Genomic DNA, 23,349 nt, shown 5'->3' with positions numbered 1-23,349 from the left:
ATGAAGGAAAAAATAACTCTGTTTATAGCGGGCGATTATTGTCCGGTTAATCGCATAGAGAAACTTGCTGTTAAAGGAGAATTTTCAAAAATATTTAATGACCTGCTTCCGGAAATAAGTGAAGCTGATTTGTCAATTGTCAACCTGGAGTGCGTAGTTACAACAGGTGAAGAAGAGGGAATAGATAAGACAGGACCGGCCTTAAAGGCTGTCCCTGAAACTCTTGATGCCCTTAAGAATGCAGGTTTTAATATGGTGACGCTTGCTAATAATCACATCATGGATTTTGGCAGTGCAGGTTTGCGCAGTACGATTACCCATTTAAAGGAGCGGGAAATAGATTTCCTTGGGGCGGGAAGGAATGCAGCTGAAGCAAGTAAGACCAAGTATTTCAGGCTCAAAGGACATAATATTGCTTTTATCAATATTAGCGAGAATGAGTTCTCTACCACCAATGACGATCATCCCGGTGCACATGCTTTAAACCTTATTGAAAATCACCGTACTATTTCGGAGGCAAAGCGGAAAGCGGAATTTGTTATTCTCATTATACATGGAGGCCATGAAATGTATCAGCTTCCTAGTCCCCGTATGAAGGATACCTACCGTTTTTATGCTGATGCGGGAGCTTCTGTTATCATTAATCATCATCAACATTGTTACAGCGGTTATGAAGTTTATAATAAAGTTCCAATTTTCTACGGTATTGGAAACTTTATATTCGATGAATATGGAAGCAAAAATCCGAAGCATACGAATCCGGTTTGGAGTGAAGGATTTGCGGTAAAGCTAGAAATTGACCAGGAAGGAATAAATTATAAACTAATTCCTTACGTACAAAATAAACAAGAGGCAGGTCTTAGAAAAATGGCAGCCTCAGAGATTCAAAACTTCGGAAAGAAGGTTCGGGAGTTCAATGAGATTATCCAGGATGACCAACAGTTAAAGGATAAATTTTCTGAAATGTGTAAGAAGAAGATGTATGTATACACCAATTATCTTGAGCCTTTTAACAATAAGTTTTTTAGAAGTCTGAAGAGGTATAACGTGTTACCATACTTTTTCAGTAAAAAGAAGAGACGGCTTCATCTAAACCTCATCCGATGCGAGTCGCACAAGGATATTGTAATGTATGTATTGAAGTCTTTGTCTTCCTAAAGAATTATTACATAGAATGTTGAGAGAAATGAAACCCTACGCGGATTCATTCGAAAAAGAGAATAGTTAATTCCTGCATTAAAAAGATTAACGCATTTAATGAAACTAGCAATACATAAAGAAGGAGATTCTTTTACGTCAAGATGGGTTGCCTATTGTGATCGTAAAGCTATCCCCTACAAGATGGTGGACTGTTACGCGTCTGATATTATACGCGACCTGGAAGACTGTGACGCGCTATTATGGCACCATAGTCATATGAGGCCGAAGGATGTGTTGTTTGCAAAGCAATTGCTATTTTCCTTAGAGCTATCTGGTAAAGCGGTTTTTCCTGACTTTAAGACCACATGGCACTTTGACGATAAGGTTGGCCAGAAATATTTGCTCGAAGCCCTGGGTTTACCAGGAGCCAAATCGTATGTGTTTTATAGTAAGAAAGAAGCGCTTCAATGGATGCAAACCACTTTATTGCCAAAGGTATTTAAGCTTAGAGGAGGTTCTGGATCGTCTAACGTAGAGTTAATTAAAAGCAGGTCAGAAGGCGTTGCCATTATCAATAAAGTCTTCGGTGCAGGTATTAGCAATTACCAGGCATGGGGTAACTTGAAGGAACGATACAGAAAATATAGGGCAGGAAAGGGTACCTTTTCAAATGTTATAAGGGGTGTAGGCAGGCTAGCGTATTCTACACGGGCTGCAGAGGTAAAAGGCAGGGAAAAGGGTTATGCGTATTTTCAGGAATTTATCCCGAATAACGATAGTGATATCCGTGTTATCGTGGTAGACAATAAAGCTTTTGCTATTAAGCGAATGGTCCGTAAAAATGATTTTCGAGCTTCGGGCGGAGGCGATATTATTTATGACAGGGATCAGATCCCTCTGGCTGCTGTCGAATTAGCTTTTAAAGCAAATGCGATTATCAAAGCTCAATGTATTGCCTTTGATATTGTGTTTGAAAAATACGCTCCTGTTATCATTGAAATAAGTTATGGTTTCAGAGCTTCGGGTTATGATGCTTGTCCGGGGTACTGGACAAAAGACTTACAATGGGTTGAACAGTCATTTGATCCTTATGGGTGGATTATTGATAATGTATTGGAGAGAGCAAATGAGAAAAAGGGGGAAATTATTAATGGCTGATAAACCTTATGCAATTTGCCTTATCTCTCCCTCCCTTCAAATGGGCGGACTAGAACGTGCAATGTCTAATCTTGCAAATTATTTCTGCGAGCAGGGGCATAAGATAACCTATATTACACTCTATAACTTTGAGAAGTTCTATAAACTGGATGATCGTATCACTCTTATGGAGCCCCATCTGGACTACAAAAATACCCCGAAATATCTTTACTATTTGAAGCTTTTAAAGTATATCCGCAGGGAAGTTCTTAAAGCTGAACCAGACACTGTTCTATCATTCGGTGATTATCATAACGCCTGGGTGCTATTAGCACTGAAAGGAATAAAGGTTCCGGTTTACGTGTCAGATCGTTCCAGTCCGGATAAGAACTTCGGCCGTGCCTATACTTTTTTTAAGAAACTTACTTATAAAGATAGTGCCGGTATTATTGCACAGACAAGGCGGGCAGCTGATCAGAAGAAACGGCTATTAGGGCGAAACGCTAAAATAACGATCATTCCTAATACAGTTCGACGTGTTGAGCCCTCCGCAGTAGTACGTAAGAACTATATACTGGGAGTTGGAAGACATTACCATGTAAAGGGGTTTGATCGCCTGATTGATGTCTTCGCCTTACTTAATACTGATTGGAACCTGGTATTAGCTGGAGATGGCGGGCCACAAAGTCAGGCCCTTCGTGATCAGGTAGACCGCTTAAATATAAAGGACCGGGTAGTGTTCCTTGGTAAGGTAAGCAATATGACTCCCGTATATGCAGAAGCCGGAATATTTGTTATGACATCGAGAAGCGAGGGATTTCCAAATGCTCTTTGTGAAGCTATGGCAGCTGGTATACCTTGTGTAAGCTACGACATATCTGCTGGGCCTGCTGATATTATTAGAGACAATGAAAATGGTTTTTTGGTCCCGGACAACGATTCGCGGGCATTAGCAGCAGTTGTCCAGCGGCTGATTGATGATTCAAATTTACGCATGATAGTGGGTGAAAAAGCAAGCTTGATTCAGGACGAATTGTCTTTTGAAAGATCGGGCGGCAAATTTTTAAATACAATAACCTCTCATATTAGCCGGTAATGTCCTTAATAGTTAATCCGCTGGTCGCGGTCATGATGCCAGTCTATAACGGCGAAAAAACAATAGACCTTGCAGTAGCGAGTCTGTTAGCTCAAAGTTATACCAATTGGGTTTGTTACATAGTTAATGATGGTTCAACAGATGGCACAAAGAGTTATCTCGATAAGCTAAGCGATCAACGATTCCGTGTAATTCATTTTGATAGTAATAAAGGAAGACCTTATGCGAGGCAGGCTGCTTTAGATGCGGCAGAAGGAGATTTTCTGGCCTTTCTTGATGCCGATGATTTTTTTCACCCTCAAAAGCTTGAAAAACAGCTTAAGGCTTTTCTTGAAAACCCTGAGTTAGACCTGGTAAGTTGTGGTATGGGGTCGTATAACGGTAATTTCGAGTTGTTAAAGGTACGGGGTAATAATGCCTTGAAAACTAATAAGGTTTTGAAGGTAGAGGTTTCAGGCAAGTATGATGCCCCTCACGCGCCCTCAATGGTACGGTTAAATATTGCTAAAAGCATTGTCTATAATAAGGCAATGAAGCTGGCGCAGGATACAGACTTTTTTATTCGCTATCTGGATGGTAGAAAGTACATGATCCACGGCGAGGTGCTTTACTTCTACTCAGAATTTGTCTCGGTTACAGGAAGGAAGATTTTGAAGACAAACATGCTTATTATCAATCGTAATATTGCCTTGTTAACTAAAACTCCTGTTGTGGCATTAAAGACAATTTTAATTGCCGTACTAAAGTCACTCATAATGTTTATTGCACTGCCTTTTGTAGGAACTGAATTCTTTGTGAACCGCAGAGGCGTAAATCCTACTCTGGAACAGTTGGCTGAGTTTAACCGGATAAGGGCTGAATTTGGTATTAAAGTTTAAGTGGAATTTGGGATTTAAGATTTACAATAATTAATCAGGGTTAGAGTGAGTAAAAAGATTCTAGTTGTCGCAACATCAGATATTCATCTGCAGGTTTTTCACCTGCCGTATTTTGAGATGTTAAAGGCAAAAGGCTGTACAATAGATGTAGCTGTTGAAGTGCGAGGAAACGGTATCGTTCCCTTTACAGACCAGCTGCATAATCTGCCTTTTAAACGGTCTTTATTAACAACCCAGCTTATTGGAGCCTATAAGCAGTTGAAGCAATTGATAGACCAGGGAGATTATGATCTTATCCATTGTCATACGCCTATACCTTCGGCTATTACCCGTTTAGCCGCTAAGGATGCAAGGAAAAAGGGAACCGTTGTGATGTATACATCTCATGGCTTTCACTTTTATAAAGGCGGGCCTGCCTTAAACTGGTGGCTTTTCTATTCCGTAGAAAAGTTCCTCTCGTCTAAAACTGATGTTATCATAACTATCAACGAAGAGGACTATCAGGTTGCCAAACAGGAATTTAGAGCGAAGGAAACTTTTTATATGAGAGGTATCGGTGTCGATACGTCCCGGTTCCAAACTAGTATAAGCGCAAATAAACGCGAGTTGAAGGTTGCAATGGGATATCAGGCGAATGACTTTATCTTGTTTTATGCCGCTAACTTCATCCCTAGAAAGAATCATATTTTCGTTCTAAAAGCCCTTATAGAGCTTAAGAAAATTATACCCCAGGTAAAAGTATTGTTTGCGGGTTCTGGCAAACAGCTTGACAAAATGAAGCATTTTGCTGCGGAAAATAATCTTTTTGAGAATGTCGAGTTCCTCGGATTCAGGAAAGACATCGACAAGTACCTTGCTGTTACCGATATAAGTATTTCCGCAAGCAAACATGAAGGATTGGGTTTGGCACTTGCAGAAGCTATGTTCTGCAGTATTCCTGTTGTAGCCACTATTGATCGCGGTCACAAGGAATTGATAGAACATAATGTAAACGGCTTTCTTTTTGAACAGGAAAATATCGCCCAGTTTAACGACTATATTTTTAAGCTTTTTATTGATAGAGAACTAGCAAAAAGTTTTGCAGATCGAAGCAGGGAAAAAATTCAGACATTCTCGATCGAAAATTCCTTAAGATTTATGGATACTATTTACTCTAAATATATAAGCAATAACTAATGAATTTTCACTCGTTAAAGCGTTCTCTCGTATCGGTGATAAAGAACCTTCCGGGGAAGTCTGTCGGCAGGAAAATTCTTGTAATAGAAGCAGACGATTGGGGAAGTATTCGCATGCCATCAAAACAAGCATTTGCCACGTTGGCTTCAGCCGGGATTCCGGTAGAGAGGAGCAGGTATGGTAAGTTTGACGCCCTTGAAAGTTCGGAGGATTTAGAGTCCTTGTTTGAGGTGTTGACCTGGCACAAGGATAAGAAGGGAAATAATGCGGTTATTAGTCCCTTTTGTAATATGGCAAATCCCGACTTTCAAAGGATACGAGAAAAGAACTATTTTGAATATGCTTACGAAACGTTCACTGAAACCTACCAGCGGTATTCAAGGAATGGAATTATGAACTTGTGGCAGCAAGGGGTAGACCGGAATATATTTGTGCCGGAATACCATGGCAGGGAGCACATTAGTACCGATCTCTGGTTAAAAGCTCTGCGTTCAGGTGATACAAAAGTAAAAGCAGCTTTTGAAAACGAGTATGTTGCTTATTCTCCCGTCAGTTTTCCCAAATTGGCTAAAGACTTCAGACCTAGTTATTTTATAGAATCAGATCAATCCTTAGGAAGGTTGAAAAGTTCATTGGAAGATGGCATAGATATCTTTCAGGAAAGCTTTGGATTTCTACCCACTATATTTAATGCGCCTAACGCGGTTTTTGTCCCCTCGCTCAATCCTGCGCTAATAAGCAAAGGAATAAAATTCAATGCAGTGCCAAAAAAACGATTAGACAGGACTTCAACCGGCACTTACGAGCACTTTACCTATTCAACCGGACAAAGAAGTGCTGAGGGGATTACCTATTACGTGCGTAATTGCAATTTTGAACCCTCAGATCCTTCTTACAGGGGAATAGGGCATGTGCTAAGTCAGATTCAGGGAGCCTTTTTCTGTGGTAAAGCAGCGATAGTCGGAACTCACCGCGTAAATTTTGTTGGGGGGCTAGACGAGTCTAACAGAAGGCATGGACTTTCAGAGTTAGATGATCTTTTGACAGCTGTGTTAAAGCGATGGCCGGAAGTTGAGTTTATGAGTTCTAAAGAATTTACGAGCCTGTTATGATTAGAAAAGTGATTTCTCTTCTTTTATATCATGCCTACAGCACTTTTGTAGGAACTTCCATTAAGAAATACCTGGAAGAGGTGAGAAGGGCTCATTCCCAAAATTCTCCTATTGACGAAGACCAGATTAGAAATTACGTTTCTTATTTTGGTTATGATTATAGCCACTGGAATTCCTTACCCTTAATGGGTAAGAAGGACATTGCGGAGAAATTGAAGGATGTAAGTTCCTCTGATATTCACTCCTATGCCTATACAGGGGGCTCATACGGGGAGCCATTCAAAGTGCCTTATTCGAAGTCCCGGGCTAGTGTTCGCACTGCATCATTTACTTATTTCAACGAGATCGCCGGATATTCTCTTGGAGATCCTTTTCTTTTGATAGCTGCTAAGGAAAAGCCTCTATGGTGGCAGTTTTTAAGGAATGAATACCGCTTTGTTCCAAAGGACCTTTCAGAAAGAAAGATCGGAGAAGTAGTGAAGCTGATCGTAGATAAAAAGATCAGCGTGATTATCGGCTTCCCCTCGGTGGTATATGAGCTGGCATCTTATATTTTAAAGAAAAATGTAAAGCATGGCGTGGAAGCGATCATATTTACCTCAGAACCTACAGATGAAACTAAACGCCTGTTTATCAAAAATGCGTTTGGTTGCCGGGTTACCGACAGGTATAGTAATGAAGAAGTCGGACTGATTGCACAACAAAAGGAATTTGGAGGGGTATATTACACCAACCGCTATAATGTTTTCGTAGAAATTGTTGATGAGAATAAGGTTCCTGTAAAGGCAGGCGAAGCAGGACGGGTTGTAGTTACCGACTTGAAATCAGATCTGGTTCCAATTATCAGGTATGATACTGGAGACATCGCCATAGCAGATGAATATAGCAACGGACAGCTGGTATCTCTTCGGGCAGTTTCAGGAAGAACAACAGAGCAGATTCTTACCGCAGATGGAAATCCTATTGCAGCTCTTGCCCTTGGCCCTTTGATTCATAAGCCTTTAACTGCAAAGAATTTCTTCAACCAGTTTCAGTTTGCACAAACCGGCGAAATAGTTTACGAGCTAAGAATTAAAGGTGGAAGCGCAGTACCTGAGGTAGTCCTAAATAAAATTAAAGATAACCTTCAGGGAATTCTTGGAGTAAAAGCCATCATTGAGATCAGGTCAGTTGAAGATATAAAACCTCAAAAATCGGGGAAAAGACCTATTTATAAAAATGAGTGGAGGAGAAATTGATGGAGGCCTATGTATAGAAATTTACTTAAAAGATTGTTTGACTTGTTAATTTCCTGTATCGTTTTAATACTTTTTTCGCCCTTAATGCTTTGCGTTTACGTAGTGTTAAAGGTGGTAAATAAAGGAGATGCATTTTTCCTGCAGGAACGTCCGGGACTTCTGGGAAGGCCTTTCTATATCATTAAGTTTAAGACAATGCGCGACCTCCATAATAAAGATGGGAAGTTGTTGCCTGATAAAGAGAGGTTAACGAGAGCAGGAAAAATTATCAGGCAACTCTCAATTGATGAATTGCCTCAGCTTCTAAATGTTTTGAGAGGCGAAATGAGTTTGATCGGTCCCAGACCGCTTTTAATGGCTTATTTGCCATTGTACAATGGTTTTCAGAGAAGAAGAAATGAAGTAAAGCCCGGTATAACAGGTTGGGCTCAAGTGAACGGAAGAAATGCGATTAGTTGGAATCAGAAATTCGAACTGGACGTTTGGTATGTGGATAACATTAGTTTTCGAACCGACCTTAAAATTCTGATTCTCACCGTGGTAAAGGTTATGAAAGGCAGCGATATTAACAGTTCAGTTGATGTGCCGATGCCAAGGTTCACAGGGAATAATTGAAAAATAATAATGAGTTTGTTACAAATTAACTAACTTTAACCGTTGAAGTATGTCTTTTGTTTTGGCTGGTTGAAAATTTTGTAACAAATATTTTTTTTCGCCGAATACAATAAGAGTTTGCAGTCCATTGGCTGCGTGATGAGTTTAAGAAATGGATTTAGTAATAGTTGGTGCCGGGAGTGTAGGGGGACACTTGGCTCTAAATCTTGAAGAGTACACTGGAAGCTTGAACCTTTTAGGATTTGTAGATGATGATCCTAGAAAGCAAGGGACAAAGGTGTTTGGATTTGAGGTTTTGGGCAAGATTGATTGGCTTTTAGAGAGAGAGAACCTCGCGGTTGTAGTCGGTATTGCATTTCCAAATATTAAGGCAAAAATTATAGAAAAGCTTCGGGCTAATAGAGGCCTGGTTTTCCCTACACTGATTTCCTCTAAAGCGTGGATATCAAAGGGAACGGTGATAGGGGATGGATGCCTTATCTACCCGGGTGTTTCTATTAATTATGGTTGTAATATCAGTGATTTTGTCATAATTAATATGAATAGTGCAATTGGGCACGATTGTACGATCGGGAAATATACCAGCCTTGCTCCAGGAGTAAATCTTGGCGGGCATACTAATATAGGCAGGGTTGTAGAAATAGGAATAGGGGCTTCAACCAAACAGAGTGTAGAAATAGCAGACGGCGCCGTTATTGGTGGCCAGACTATGTTAATTGAGTCAGTATTTCCAGGAGAAAAAGTAATTGGGGTGCCAGGCCGAGTACTTGGTAAATAAACGTAACATCTGTTCCTCGGGCGTGGTGGTTCGGGGTAACGTAATTCGAAAGTTTTTAAATAACTTATATAAATAAATAAAATGCGTTCAATGAACAAAACCTTATTAGCTATTCCCATTCTGGCTATAGCTTTGCTATCTTCGTGTAAGAAGAACGAGAGTGAGAGTGCTTCTGAAGAAAATGGAGGAGTGGATTTTGCCACCATGGCAGTGCCCGATAAATTCTCCTATGCAACTTCAGAAACGCAGCCATTAAGTGCTGAGGTGCTTTTGTTAGGAAAAACTCCTTACGCAGGTGCTCAGTTTGAAGTGTATTTGGAAGACCCAACGGCAAGTCTTGATGATCCGGCGGTTCTTGATTCTATTCAGATGGTATCAAGTTTTACTTTAAACAATAATGGGCAGTACAACTCAGAAATTAAAGTTCCAACCTATGTAGAAAAAATTTACTTATTATCAAAGTCTTTAGGTATTCCTGAGGTGTTCGAAATAGATAGAACTTCAGCCGGATTTAAATTACAATACAGCGCAGATGCTGCTGTTGCAAAAAATAGAACACTTTCAGGTGTGAAGTTATCGAATAAGGTAATGAGTACAACAGGTGGAGGTGCCAGCACAAGCGCTGTTGCCCGTACCTGGAATTCGGTAGGTTATCCAAATTACCTTATAGATCCGTACTATGTAAGCGGTATGTTCGTCAGAAGATTCCAGACAGCGGTTCCTTATAAAACTAAAGTGAACCCAGCTTTACTAAACACTTCTATTCCTAGAAATATCGTGTTGGATTTAAAGCCTGGTCAAACTGCAGACATCTCTATTTCTTTTATGTTTGCAACTTCTACCTATCGTAATACCCTTGGTTATTACTGGTATGATAGTAATAATCCCCCAGCCTCTCCTGCAGCAATTGTAAATAAGGGGTATGTTTTCCCTAGTACATCAAGAAGCGCAGTTTCGAGCTATAGTGGTTTAGTTGCCGGGCAAACAGTAAAGCTTCAGGGACCAAATGCTGACGGATCCTTTAACCCTGGTACAACAGTAGGTTTCTTCATTATTGCTAATGGTTTCATTCCTAGCACAGACATCAACACACCGGGTACGATTAGAACAGCAAGGACCACTTATTATTCTGATAAGAGATTTAATGCAGCCGGAACTTCAGGGAACATGAATGGTATCACTGAGCGTATGGTTGTATTATATGATCAAACGACTAACAAGATCGTATGGGCGATCGAAGACGGAACTGATGCTGATTATTCTGACGTGGCGTTCTTTGCATCCTGGACTCCAAATGAAGCGATTCCTACTGGCAACTACCCTAAATTGCCTGACGTTCCTCGTACAGATAAAGACTATGTTTTCTTCCCTGGTAAAAACTTGAAAGGAACTTTACTGTATGAAGATTGCTGGCCAAGATTGGGAGATTTCGATATGAATGACTTGGTTATTAACCACAATTACACTGGTTATTTGGATGAAACAGGAAAGGTAACTGATATAAGCTTCTCTTTTGATCTTAAAGCTCTTTCGGCTCAATTAAATAATAGTTTTGGTGTTATGGTTCCTGGTGTATCGCCTAACAATGTTCAAGTTGTAAATAGCTATAACCTTGACAACGTAAACTCTAATACAGACAAGAGCCGTACCTATGCTATCGAATCAGGGCACACAAATGATGTTGTTGTCAAGGTATTTACAGCTGCAAGTACGATTATGGGGGGTAACGTAGTAAACAATACAGGAGATGGAGCTATAACCAGACCGGTTGAGAAGTTTTCATTTACTGTAAGATTTAAAACACCGATTTCTGTTGCTGATTTCAATAAGATCTCTCCATTCATCATTACTAACGATAGACGGAACGTTGAAACCCATTTGCCTAATCGCAGACCAACTATTAAGGCAAACGCTGGCAGATTTGGAACGGAAGATGATGGTTCATCTACAACAGGCAATAAGTTTTATCTAAGTAATGGAACCAGGGCAGCCGCAAATCTAACCTGGGCTGTTGAAGTTCCTTCGGAAATTCCTTATACCAAATCCGGAAGATCAATGACCAGAGCATTCTTGAAGTTTTCTGACTGGGTAACTTCGGGTGGTGTAAATTCCACCAACTGGTACACTGGTGCTACCGGAAACAGAGCCGGCTCTTTATTGGTTTATCCATAAAGAAACAGCTTATATTAACGCTCTCAAATGAATGATCTCAAAAATTTTTTTTTAAATCTTTGGGCCATTACCGTGTATTCTTGTACAAGGTGGTGGCCCTTTGCTAAAATTCCAATAAGCAGTGACCTGCACAGGGATGGTGCCTTAATAGTAACATTAACAGCAAAACCCTCCCGAATTGAGAAACTATGGCTTGTTTTAGAATCTATACTACGACAAACTGAAAAGCCTGATGGTCTGATATTATATCTTGCCCGGGAAGAATTTGCCAATGAAGACGTTCTACCTGAAAGTCTTACCAGATTGAAAAAAAGAGGTTTACAAATTGTCTTTGTAGAAAGTAATCTCAAGCCTCATAACAAGTATTATTTTGCTATGAAGAGTTTCCCCCGGGCTAATATTGTAACTGTAGACGATGACAAGATCTACCCTGCAAATTTAATTGCGAATTTGAAGAAGGGACATGAAAAATATCCTACAGCCATTTGTGCTTCGATGACAAGATCTTTGGTTAAAGAAGATTCAAAGTTAGCGCCCTATGTAAAATGGCCAGTTTACAAATTTAACTCAAAGCCTTCTCATCTGTTGGTAGCACTAGGGGTATGCGGAGTTTTATATCCTCCAAATGCTTTACATTCAGACGTGTTTGATGAAGATCGATTGAAGCAGCTGGCTCTTTATGCGGACGATCTATGGTTAAAAGTAATGGCATTAAAAGGTAATACTCCTGTGTTTTCGGTTGCCGGTTCATTTAAAGAGACTTTAATATCTATTAGCGGCTCCAATACAGAGCAATTAACCACTAGAAATATTGGTAACGGAGAGAACGACATTGTGGTAGGCAAGCTTTTTTCATTCTACCATATAGAAGAAGATTTTATTTCCGAAGAGAGAATTTTACAAGATATATAGTTTGTTGTGAAGGTTATTGAGTTGCTAGGTCCTTCTGGTGTTGGTAAAACTTTCCTTTACTCCAGGTTGGTTGATAAAGGTATCCCTAACAGGCCTTTTCTAACTGCTAATGAAGCTCACATCAATGCAGCCCTGAACAATAGGTTCAAAGGTATATTGAACAGAAATGTTTTATATAAAGCCCTTTTGAAAGTTCCGGCCTTTAAGGACAAACGATATGGAGTTTCTGTGAAAATGCTGAATAGCCTTGAAAAGGACTTCGTATATCAATATAAGTTTTCGCTATCGGTTTTATCTGAATATTTAGTGAAGGTAGAAGACAGATCTTTAGCTCATAAAAGGATTAGAGCGTTCCAAAAGCGAGCTGATAATGTATGTCTTTTAAATAATATTTTAGGTCAGGATGAAGTAGTTGTACTTGATGAGGGGCCATTACATCACCATCATGGATTGACGCCTGAACTCTTAACAAAGTATCCTCCCGACGAATGGAAGAATGACACAATCCTTAATCCTGCAGCAGTGATCTCTTGTGAACTTGAACCAGACGAGGTGTTTGCAAGAGCTTTGCAGCGAAGAAGGGGAGGAATAAATACATTTAGTCATCGATCTTTAACAGAAACTGAACTTCGTGAATACGTGATACGTAATGTTGAAGAATATAAATTAAAAATTGATTTTCTTGAAGGGATAGGAGTTCCTGTATTAAGGATCAATACAGGGGGCGCCATTTGGGGCAATGTGAAGGACGTACGGGAATTTATTGCTTCTATTCCTTTAAATGTTAACAGAAAATAATTAAATAAGTAGTGAGCCAAGTTACGAAGACAATAAAAGCATTAACCTATACTTTGCTTTTAGTTTCAGGGATGATAGTTGGTAGCGGAGCGAAAGCTCAGGATGCAAGAGTATCTCAATACAGAGCTATACCGCTATTGGTTAATCCAGCACAAACAGGGGATATCGAGGAGGGAAGGAGCCGTATAACCGGGCTTTTTGCAAGAATTAGTAACAGGCAGGATTATAATCTTTTTTATAATATGTCTGCCGACGTGCGATTGGGAAAGAAAGGCATGTGGGGATTAGGTCTTAATTACATGCAAACAGGCACTCCTGATATTCCTATCTCTGGAAAATATGCCGGAGTTTCAGCAGCAAGGCAGTTTTATATTGATAAGCATAAGTTCCAGGAGCTGAGAATTGGCTTTCAAGCCAGTTATCTATATGGATCGGTAGATGAGTCAAAAGGGCCATATGATCGACTTATTGATGTAAGACCTGTAAGGTGGTTTACTCCTGTTAATGCAACTGGTAATTTCAAAGGTTCCTTAGGATATTTAAATTATAGTACTGGGTTAAAATATAAACTAACCCTGGACCGCCTAAAAATTGAATCCGGCTTTTCTGCCTATAATATTACAAATCCGGATTATAACCTGATGTACAAGAACATGGGTTGGCTGTTAAAAAGGTATCGCGTGAATGCTTTGAGTAGCATTTACTACCGTCCTGATCCTAAAAATGCCTTAAAGGTTGAGCATTATTCCTGGAAAGAGGGAATTTATTTGAGGGATTACAAGGCAAAAAGGGATGATAGTACTGAAATTCATGAGACAACTTATAGCTTGACTTACTATAGGTATACGCCCAAATCTTCCGTCAATATAGGGATGTATTCCAGGTCCTGGAAGGCGGTTTACGGTATGGTAGGTATGAATATTAATGACAAGCTAGGCTTCCATGTGAGCTATGAAATGCCAATTTTGAAGACCTATTATGACGTATCTCATGTTGAACTTTCATTGAGCATTTTTCCTCATGGCTGGAGGAAGAAGAAGCCGGGTGATATCGAAAAATATCAGGAACAACGTGATAAAAAGCTTATCAGTCAGATGGAGGCCTTATTGCCTTTCGGAACTACCTTCTGTCTTCCTTGTGGTGGGAATAATCTGGCTAACATAAAGACTGCTCCGGATGCTCCAAAACCTGCAACAAAAAATCCTTGTGATTCTGTAGCGCCTATTTTAGTGAGGAATTCTGAACGCTCATCACCCGATACCTCAATGGCTGTTACTATTGATGAGAAGTTGTCCAGGAAGTTCAGAGTATTTTATAAAGACACGATCTACTACGACTTTGACAAATATTATATAAGGCCAAGCGCAGCATTTACGCTTAGTAAGATCAGTAATATAATGAAAGGCGATAGCTCTTTGACACTGCAGATTAAATCACACACAGACTTAAGAGGTAGTATCGCTTATAATCAGACATTAAGCCAAAACAGGGCTTCTTCTGCCAAGAATTACTTAAAACGTACCGGTATTGATACTCAGAGGATTTCAACATCCTGGTATGGCGAGAAGACTCCAATTAATAACTGTGAGGGCTGTAAAGATATAGTTCAGCAAAAAAACAGGAGGAGCGAACTGTATTTGTCAGGGTTTAAGGAGAAAGAACTGGGCGAAAACACATTTGGAAGCGATACGGTGACGCAAGCACAATTGCTGCAAAGGATTAATGCTTTTATGGCACTTGATGTGGATACTATTAGCTCAGCAAAATCAGGTAATCCAAATTACTTTACTATATACCTTGGTTCTTCTGCAAATGTTGGCGATGGAAATATCTCTTACTTAAAGGGATTAAATGCGAATGTATTTGAGAGGAAGGATGACAGGGGGCATAGCCTATATTTCTTCGGTATTTTCAACAATGAAAAGACTGCTGAAGATCGTTTGAGGAGGATTAGGGCATTGGGCTTACGTAATGCATATCTGAAGAAAGTTCAGACACCATAAAAATTCAGTAATCTTTAGAATAGGTTGAAGATTACCGGAACTTCTGGATTTATTATTCGTAGAACAATATGTCTGCAACTTATTGATCAACAATAGGATTGGTAGACAAGGAAAAGGGTTGTTAGCTTCTTAGGCTATTATAGATGAGTATATTCACTGGGACAAAAATTTGGCTAAGCTCGCCACATATGAGCGGCCGTGAGGATAAGTATGTTAATCAAGCATTTGCCACGAATTGGGTTGCTCCTTTAGGACCAAACCTGGATGCATTTGAACTTGCGTTAAGTAATTATACACAATCACCACATGTAGCTGCTTTAAGTTCAGGAACCGCGGCTTTGCATCTTTCATTAATAATGTTGGGTGTGGGAGAGGATGATTTCGTCCTTACGCAAAGTTTAACATTTGCTGCTTCAGCGAATCCTGTCAGGTATTTAGGTGCCACGCCTGTTTTTGTCGATTCAGAATATGCTACCTGGAATATGTGCCCCGAAAGTTTGGAGGAAGCCATCCTGGCCTGCCTGGCCGGAAAGGTTAAAACCGCCGGCGGTGTAAAAAAGGCAAAACTTCCTAAAGCTATTATTCCCGTTCATTTATTTGGGATGCCATGTCAAATGACGGAAATTAATCGTATTGCAGAGAAATATGGAATTCCCGTTGTTGAAGATAGTGCAGAAGCACTTGGAAGTACCTATAAAGGTCAACATTGCGGAACACTGGGTACCTTAGGAGTAGTAAGTTTTAACGGCAATAAGATCATTACAACTAGTGGTGGGGGAGCCTTATTTAGCAAAGATAAAGCTCTTATAGATAAATCTAAATTCCTTGCCACACAAGCAAGAGACCAGGCGGTGCATTACGAGCATAGTCAGGTGGGATATAATTATAGGTTGAGCAATGTACTGGCGGGAATTGGTTTGGGCCAGTTAGAAGTGATAGATGAACGCGTAAAGGCAAGGAGAGATAATTTTTTCCGTTACAAGCAGGAGTTAAGTATGCAACCGGGCCTAACTTTTCAGGAAGAACCTACTTCTGATTTCTACTCAAATTACTGGTTGACCTCAATCCTTATTAACCCAAGAGAAACGGGTGATATCGATGCGGAATTTATCAGGCGTAAATTTGATGAAAGAAATATTGAAACTCGCCCTGTATGGAAACCTCTTCATACTCAGCCTGTTTTCAAAGACTTTCCCTATTTCGGCAACGGAGTGGCTGAGCATATCTTTAATAGAGGACTTTGTCTGCCAAGTGGTAGTAATTTAACTTCTGAGGATTTCGACAGGATCTTTGAATGCTTTGATAAAGTTTTCAATACTCCTGTTTTGCAGGATCTGCAGCCTGTTAAATATTACCTGACTGCATAAGCTATTGGTTTAAGGGGCCGTCTGACATTCCAGCCAAGTTCAACGGCTCCCCTAACCATTTTGTTGATCTAAAAATCAAATGAAAAACTTCCTTTGTATTTATTCAGCCTTCAATAAATGGCTTGGGTTCCTTAATTCTATAATGGACTAAGTGAAGCAGTTGTTGAAAAATGTTGTTGAATAGGCCTTTAAAAAGACCAAAATGCTTTATATTCGGGTGGTAAACATATTTTACTGCTCTCGTAATGAATATTCTTCAATTTCTGCTATGCCCTCTCGGTTTTCATAAGTGGAAATATCGTTTTGATGGGTCGAGAAAGAAATGTTATTGGTGCGAAAAACGTATAGACCTTTCTTAGGGTCGTTTTTGCTATCTAATTTTTCATATAGCTGTAAAATCAGCCATCTTAACTCCTTGAAACTTATTTTCAAACCCCCAGGTACTTCATCCTCAATACTTTCTTGGCTCTACTGATTTTCCAATCGGGCGCCTTCTTATCAATACCGGGCATGCTTTTGTCTGGACGGGTAGGAAGATTCAATCTTTAAGCAACCAACTCATTTTTTATTACGTAGAAGCGGTAATTCTTTTTCCATATTGTCATGAATGCCTGGCGCTCCTTCCACTCAAGCGCTGAGTTTTGAGTATGGATCTGGTAAGAAATCAGGGGTAGGGATAAACATGTATCATGATGAAGCTGGTCTTTAAAAGAGAACCCGTGTAAGAGGAACCTATGCTTATCAATTGCCACTAGATGCAGATGGGCAGAAATTAAGCTTTGGGGTATCCTTAGGTTACAGTGACGACCGCTTGATGCAGGAACATTTAAGCTCAAACGTGGATGGATCTGATCGTTCAATCCCGGGCTACCAGAATCGCAAACCTTATTTTGATGGCGATTTTGGTACAGCTTATCAGGGCAAAAGGCTAGGCTTAGAGCTTGCCGTACCTAACCTAAAATCATTCTTCAAGAAAGATCAGGCGGAGGGAAACATAGCCGACGAGTCGAAGCTGTACACAGCTGCCAGTTACAAGCTGTACTTTGCTGATGCACTGGATGGTATGACCCTGGAACCAAAAGTGGCTTATCGTCAAATCAAGGGCTATAAAGACATTGTTGATTTCGGAGCTAATATGACAATTGCGGAAAGCAAGGTAAATGTAATGGCAGTATATCACAGCACCAGAAGCACCACCATTGGCATGGGTGTTAAATATCAGAAATACCTTGTGATCAGCGGGATCTTTACTTCAGGAACAGCAGCTATCAGAGACTATACCAATGGGAACTTTGAAATGAACCTGAGGGTAAATCTTGGTGAAGTGTTTAAAGGGAAGAAGTAATACATTGTTTTTTTAGATGCTAAAAATTAATAATGAGTAATATAAAGGACCTTTGTTTAAGTACAAGGGTCTTTTTGCTTTTAAGTAGATTTATTTACTGTAACCCGTTCATCTATTGATCGTAATAAATTGGAAAATAGAAGTGCGGGGATGATCAAATTTTACGATATTATACTATTCATCGGCTTGTCAGGTGGATTAATGCTATGTAGTGTTTTATTTTTCAAGAGGAGTGGTAATAAATATCTAGGGCGGCTTTTAGCAAGTAGCCTTCTTTTAATAACGCTGTATTTCATTGTATATGAATCGCTGCTAACGCGGTTAATATTGCAGATGCCTGCTCTTTACGGTATAGCTTTTCCTTTTTATTATCTAATCCCTCCCGTTTGTTATCTCTACGTCCAGGGTAAGTTGAAAGGTCGTCAGGGACTTAAGAAAGTCGATTTAATTCATTTTATTCCCGGATTGTTAGCTCTTCTGGACCTCATACCCTTTTATTTGCAGCCTGAGAATGTAAAGGCTTCCTATATGTTGTCAATTCTTGACGATGTAACACTATCACATTCTTTGAAAATGGGATTTCTAAGTCCTGCAATTCATTTTCATCTGCGTTTAGTCCAGGCCTTTCTTTATTTAGGTGCTCAGATGTGGGCCTTAATAACCTACGTTCGGAACGGAAACTCCGAGGTTCGGCTATCTAAACAATGTCTCAGGTGGTTAACTTCCTATACTTGTTTGGTTATTTTAATTTATACTAATCTTTTTGTATTAACCATTGATGTCGAAACCCATCTTGCTGCTCATATGAAATTGACGGAGCTCCATGGACTACCTATGACATTCATTGCATTTTCTTTTCTGGGAATTGTTCTTAATCTATTTTTTAATCCTGAAATACTTTATGGCTTAAATCCGGTTCATGATCCTGTAAAAATTGAAAGTCCTGTTGAGAAAGAGATCATCAAGCTGGTTCCGAGTGAGTATGAAGAAGCTGTTAATGAAGAATCAGGATATGAGAAAGATTCTGCTCTGATACCTGCCGAGCAATTATCAGTATTTGTGCAGAGATTAGAAATGCAGCTGGAACAGCAGGAGTTATATAGAGAACAGAAGCTTGTTATAACAGGGCTTGCTGCTAAAGTTGATATCCCTCCTCGTACCTTATCATATATACTCAATTCCCATTATCAAAAGCGCTATACTGATTTCATCAACCAGTACCGTGTCAATTATGTTATCTCTCGCTTTGAGAAGGATGATTGGAGAGGTATGACCTTGGAAGGTTTGGCCTTCGAGGCCGGCTTCTCATCGCGCAGTACCTTTTTCACAGCCTTTAAAAAGTTTACTGGAAATACCCCTTCAGAATATCTGGAGCAAAACGGGGAAATGCAGGCTTCTGCCTAAATTTCTTAAGGAGGTGCTCACACGCGCTTAACTGAATTTTCTTTTAAATTCTAGGAGATTACTTACCTGGCTGAAGTAGGAACGGATTTGATATGAGGGCAAACTAATGCGGGTTTAGTTTCTCCTATTCATAAACCTTCTCTAAGCCTTAAACTCCATGCCGAAATTTCGTCATTCGCTAAATCTCTTTAAATCAGGCCTTTTTTGTTAGTCCGAACTACTGATTTTAATACCTAAACAGCTAAACTCTCCCCAGAAACCAGTCGTAGGAATACCACGAGTGATATTGTATCAGCTTTAACGTATATGCTAGAGAAGGCTTAATACCCCAAAGTCTGGTTTAATATCTCTATCCTAAATAATTATTAAATGAAAAGAGAACAGTTGTTAAAAATCTCTACCTGTCATTGGCCTGGTAGCCAGGGAAGAATTAGAGTGAAATTAAATTTTCGAAGGAACGAATTGGAGGGCAGGATATGAAGAAATATATACTGTTTGTCTTTATGCTTATTGGGGCAGTGGAGTCACTTATTGCCCAAACCGCTAATACTTCTCCTCTCCAGTTCAATGGCTCAAATCAATATGGGTCCGTTCCTAATGTATCAGGACTGGAATTTGCTCAGGGTACAGTCGAAGTTTGGGTAAAGCCTACATGGGATGCAAACACCCAAGTTGGCAATCCAGCAGTTATAGCCCAAAGGGATCCAACAGGCACTCGTTACAGTTTTCACATCAACAATGCCTTGAGCGGAGTAGGGTTATGGAATAGTAATAGTTATAATACACGGCCATACACCTTTGTCAAAGGTACCTGGTATCATCTAGCCTTCGTCATGACGAGTACCAATACTGAAATTTTTGTTAATGGTACATCAATTGGATTTACAGGGAACGCTATTAATACAGCCAAAACAGGCCTGCCACTAAATATTGGTGTTGCTGAATTTGGTGCTTCAAGTTATTTTGAGATTTTTAAAGGGGAATTAGACGACATTCGCATCTGGAACACGCCCCGGACTGCAGCTCAGATTTCTGCCTCTTATCAGAATCCCGTAGCTGCAAATAGTGCTAATTTAATCGCGTACTATCAAATTGAGTCAGGTATCACTGGTTCCTCTAATCAGCAAAGTCGTACTCTAACTGATGTAACAGCTAACAAGTTCAACGGCAAACTATATAATTACTGGGCGCCGGTAGTTTCATCTGCAACGCCTTCGACTATAAAGTCAACTTCTGCCATCTTAGGCGGAAATGTATCCAGTGAAGAAGATATGGTGTCTGATTATGGTATTGTTTATTCGTCAACAAATACAAGTCCGACCATTTCCAACACTAAGGTGAAAATGGGAAATGGTGATGGGATGTATGCAACAACAGTTTATGGTCTTTCTGCCAATACTACTTATTATGCGAGAGCGTATGCAACTAATACAGTAGGAACAACTTATGGAGATGTTAATACTTTCAGGACATTAAACACGAATGCTTTTTTAAGTGGATTAAGCATAAGTAATGGGACACTTACTCCTACTTTTAACAGTAATTCAACTAGTTATTCTGCTACGGTTGACTATTCCGTCAGCAGTCTTACGGTTACGCCTACTCTTAACGATCCTAATGCAAAAGTAAAGGTTGCTGGAGTTGCTGTTTCTGATCAAACAGCTTCTCAAAGTATCAATTTAGGTATAGGTACTAATTCGATTGGGGTTGTCGTAACTGCTGAGGACGGACTAACGAATAAAACCTATACTGTTAATGTAACCCGGAATAAGAAATCTCAAGAAATTACTTTTGATCGCATTTCAGAAAAAACTTACGGTGATGTTGATTTTGATGCTGGTGCAACTTCCAGTTCAAATCTTTCTATAGCTTATAGCTCAGATAATACAGCGGTGGCCACAATTGTGAATGGTAAAGTCCATATTGTGAGTGCAGGAACTGCAACAATTACAGCTGGTCAGGCCGGAGATGATACGTATGCAGCAGCCAATAATGTGCAACAAATCTTAACCGTTAGGAAAAAGGCTTTAACAGTAAGCGCTGATAATAAAAGCAAAGCTTACGGAGACATTAATCCTGAATTAACTGTGGCTTACGATGGGCTTGTTAATAATGAAACTGCTCTCAAACCAGCGCCAACTGTGTCAACTACTGCAACTGAATTATCAGGAGTAGGAACTTATGATATCGAGGCAACAGGAAGCTCAGACAATTATGAGCTGACCTTTAAAAAAGGAACCTTAACGATAGGTAAAAAAGCTTTAACGGTAACTGCAGAAAATAAAAGCAAAACGTATGGTGATGAGAATCCTGAGTTAACCGTCAAATATGACGGTTTGGTAAATAATGAAACTGCTTTAAGTCCTGCACCAACGGTAACAACTGCTGCTACAAAAGAATCGGGAGCAGGTACTTATGATATCGAGGCAACAGGAAGCTCAGACAATTATGAGTTGACCTTTAAAAAAGGAACCTTAACGATAGGTAAAAAAGCTTTAACCATAACTGCAGAAGATAAAAGCAAAACCTATGGTGATGAGAATCCTGAGTTAACAGTTAAGTATGACGGTTTGGTAAACAGAGAAACAACTTTATCTCCGGCACCAACGGTAACAACTGCTGCTACAAAAGAATCGGGAGCAGGTACTTATGATATCGAGGCAACAGGAAGCTCAGACAACTATGAGCTGACCTTTAAAAAAGGAACCTTAACGATAGGTAAAAAAGCTTTAACGGTAACTGCAGAGGATAATAGCAAAACTTATGGTGGTGAGAATCCTACGTTAACCGTCAAGTATGATGGCTTGGTAAATAATGAAATTGCTTTAAGCCCTTCACCAACAGTAACAACCACTGCTACAAAATTATCAGGAGTAGGAACTTACGATATCGAGGCAACAGGAACATCAGACAATTACGAGCTGACCTTTAAAAAAGGAACCTTAACGATAGGTAAAAAAGCTTTAACGGTAACTGCAGAGGATAAAAGCAAAGTTTATGGCGAGATTAATCCTGCTTTAACCGTCAAATATGATGGTTTGGTAAATAATGAAACTGCTTTAAGTCCTGCACCAACGGTAACCACCACTGCAACTGAATTATCAGGAGTAGGAACTTATGATATTGAGGCAACAGGAACATCAGACAACTATGAGCTGACCTTTAAAAAAGGAACCTTAACGATAGGTAAAAAAGCTTTAACGGTAACTGCAGAGGATAAAAGCAAAGTTTATGGCGAGATTAATCCTGCTTTAACCGTCAAATATGATGGTTTGGTAAATAATGAAACTGCTTTAAGTCCTGCACCAACGGTAACAACTGCTGCTACAAAAGAATCGGGAGCAGGTACTTATGATATCGAGGCAACAGGAAGCTCAGACAATTATGAGTTGACCTTTAAAAAAGGAACCTTAACGATAGGTAAAAAAGCTTTAACGGTAATTGCAGAGGATAAAAGCAAAACGTATGGTGATGAGAATCCTGAGTTAACAGTTAAGTATGATGGTTTGGTAAACAGAGAAACAACTTTATCTCCCACACCAACGGTAACAACTGCTGCTACAAAAGAATCGGGAGCAGGTACTTATGATATCGAGGCAACAGGAAGCTCAGACAATTATGAGTTGACCTTTAAAAAGGGAACCTTAACAATAGGTAAAAAAGCTTTAACGGTAACAGCAGAAGATAAAAGCAAAACCTATGGTGATGAGAATTCTGAGTTAACAGTTAAGTATGACGGTTTGGTAAACAGAGAAACAACTTTATCTCCGGCACCAACGGTAACAACTGCTGCTACAAAAGAATCGGGAGCAGGTACTTATGATATCGAGGCAACAGGAAGCTCAGACAATTATGAGTTGACCTTTAAAAAAGGAACCTTAACGATAGGTAAGAAAGCTTTAACGGTAACTGCAGAAGATAAAAGCAAAACGTATGGTGATGAGAATCCTGAGTTAACAGTTAAGTATGACGGTTTGGTAAACAGAGAAACAACTTTATCTCCGGCACCAACGGTAACAACTGCTGCTACAAAAGAATCGGGAGCAGGTATTTATGATATCGAGGCAACAGGAAGCTCAGACAATTATGAGTTGACCTTTAAAAAAGGAACCTTAACGATAGGTAAAAAAGCTTTAACGGTAACTGCAGAAGATAAAAGCAAAACGTATGGTGATGAG

At 39.7% G+C, this 23,349-nt stretch carries 16 protein-coding genes and 1 pseudogene; all 17 read left to right on the top strand.

Annotation, left to right across the window (positions count from 1 at the left end; all coding sequences use genetic code 11):
* A complete protein-coding gene (locus J4N25_RS21360; RefSeq protein WP_207423847.1) occupies positions 1–1,158 on the top strand; it encodes a CapA family protein in 1,158 nt (385 codons plus the stop codon).
* A 99-nt stretch (positions 1,159–1,257) separates the two neighbouring features.
* Positions 1,258–2,298 carry an ATP-grasp domain-containing protein gene (locus J4N25_RS21355; RefSeq protein ID WP_207423846.1) on the top strand — a complete coding sequence of 347 codons (1,041 nt, stop codon included), beginning with the start codon at positions 1,258–1,260 and terminating at the stop codon, positions 2,296–2,298.
* Entirely contained in the window at positions 2,291–3,373 is a 1,083-nt protein-coding gene (locus J4N25_RS21350; protein ID WP_207423845.1) for a glycosyltransferase, read from the top strand. Before J4N25_RS21355 ends, J4N25_RS21350 begins: the two co-directional genes overlap by 8 nt.
* Positions 3,373–4,251, top strand: a complete 879-nt coding sequence (locus tag J4N25_RS21345; protein WP_207423844.1) for a glycosyltransferase family 2 protein — start codon at positions 3,373–3,375, stop codon at positions 4,249–4,251. Before J4N25_RS21350 ends, J4N25_RS21345 begins: the two co-directional genes overlap by 1 nt.
* Positions 4,252–4,296: 45 nt before the next feature.
* A complete protein-coding gene (locus J4N25_RS27190) occupies positions 4,297–5,427 on the top strand; it encodes a glycosyltransferase family 4 protein (RefSeq protein ID WP_207423843.1) in 1,131 nt (376 codons plus the stop codon).
* Positions 5,427–6,539, top strand: a complete 1,113-nt coding sequence (locus J4N25_RS21335; protein ID WP_207423842.1) for a hypothetical protein — start codon at positions 5,427–5,429, stop codon at positions 6,537–6,539. The genes J4N25_RS27190 and J4N25_RS21335 overlap by 1 nt, the downstream gene beginning before the upstream one ends.
* Complete coding sequence (locus tag J4N25_RS21330; RefSeq protein ID WP_207423841.1) at positions 6,536–7,777, top strand: phenylacetate--CoA ligase family protein; 1,242 nt, start codon at positions 6,536–6,538, stop codon at positions 7,775–7,777. The genes J4N25_RS21335 and J4N25_RS21330 overlap by 4 nt, the downstream gene beginning before the upstream one ends.
* Before the next feature lie 9 nt (positions 7,778–7,786).
* On the top strand, positions 7,787–8,392 hold the full coding sequence (locus J4N25_RS21325) for a sugar transferase (RefSeq protein WP_207423840.1): 606 nt from the start codon (positions 7,787–7,789) through the stop codon (positions 8,390–8,392).
* A 151-nt stretch (positions 8,393–8,543) separates the two neighbouring features.
* Positions 8,544–9,170 (top strand): NeuD/PglB/VioB family sugar acetyltransferase, encoded by a 627-nt coding sequence (locus J4N25_RS21320; protein ID WP_207423839.1) that lies wholly within the window; start codon positions 8,544–8,546, stop codon positions 9,168–9,170.
* 90 nt (positions 9,171–9,260) lie between these two features.
* Complete coding sequence (locus J4N25_RS21315; protein WP_207423838.1) at positions 9,261–11,342, top strand: LruC domain-containing protein; 2,082 nt, start codon at positions 9,261–9,263, stop codon at positions 11,340–11,342.
* 27 nt (positions 11,343–11,369) lie between these two features.
* A complete protein-coding gene (locus tag J4N25_RS21310) occupies positions 11,370–12,254 on the top strand; it encodes a hypothetical protein (RefSeq protein WP_207423837.1) in 885 nt (294 codons plus the stop codon).
* A 6-nt stretch (positions 12,255–12,260) separates the two neighbouring features.
* Positions 12,261–13,052, top strand: a complete 792-nt coding sequence (locus tag J4N25_RS21305) for a P-loop NTPase family protein (protein ID WP_207423836.1) — start codon at positions 12,261–12,263, stop codon at positions 13,050–13,052.
* Positions 13,053–13,063: 11 nt separating this feature from the next.
* On the top strand, positions 13,064–15,055 hold the full coding sequence (locus J4N25_RS21300) for an OmpA family protein (protein WP_207423835.1): 1,992 nt from the start codon (positions 13,064–13,066) through the stop codon (positions 15,053–15,055).
* Between the two features lie 143 nt (positions 15,056–15,198).
* Positions 15,199–16,422, top strand: coding sequence for a DegT/DnrJ/EryC1/StrS family aminotransferase (locus tag J4N25_RS21295; RefSeq protein WP_207423834.1), 1,224 nt, complete (start codon positions 15,199–15,201; stop codon positions 16,420–16,422).
* Between the two features lie 724 nt (positions 16,423–17,146).
* Positions 17,147–17,767: pseudogene (locus J4N25_RS21290) on the top strand (type IX secretion system membrane protein PorP/SprF); the annotation flags it as partial.
* Between the two features lie 150 nt (positions 17,768–17,917).
* Positions 17,918–19,171, top strand: coding sequence for an AraC family transcriptional regulator (locus tag J4N25_RS21285; protein WP_207423832.1), 1,254 nt, complete (start codon positions 17,918–17,920; stop codon positions 19,169–19,171).
* A 476-nt stretch (positions 19,172–19,647) separates the two neighbouring features.
* A partial coding sequence (locus tag J4N25_RS21280) for an MBG domain-containing protein (RefSeq protein WP_207423831.1) occupies positions 19,648–23,349 on the top strand: 3,702 nt, incomplete at its 3' end.

This window comes from Desertivirga brevis, assembly GCF_017355835.1.
The sequence above is the reverse complement of the archived record's forward strand: the minus strand, read 5'-3'. Positions and strand labels throughout refer to the sequence as shown.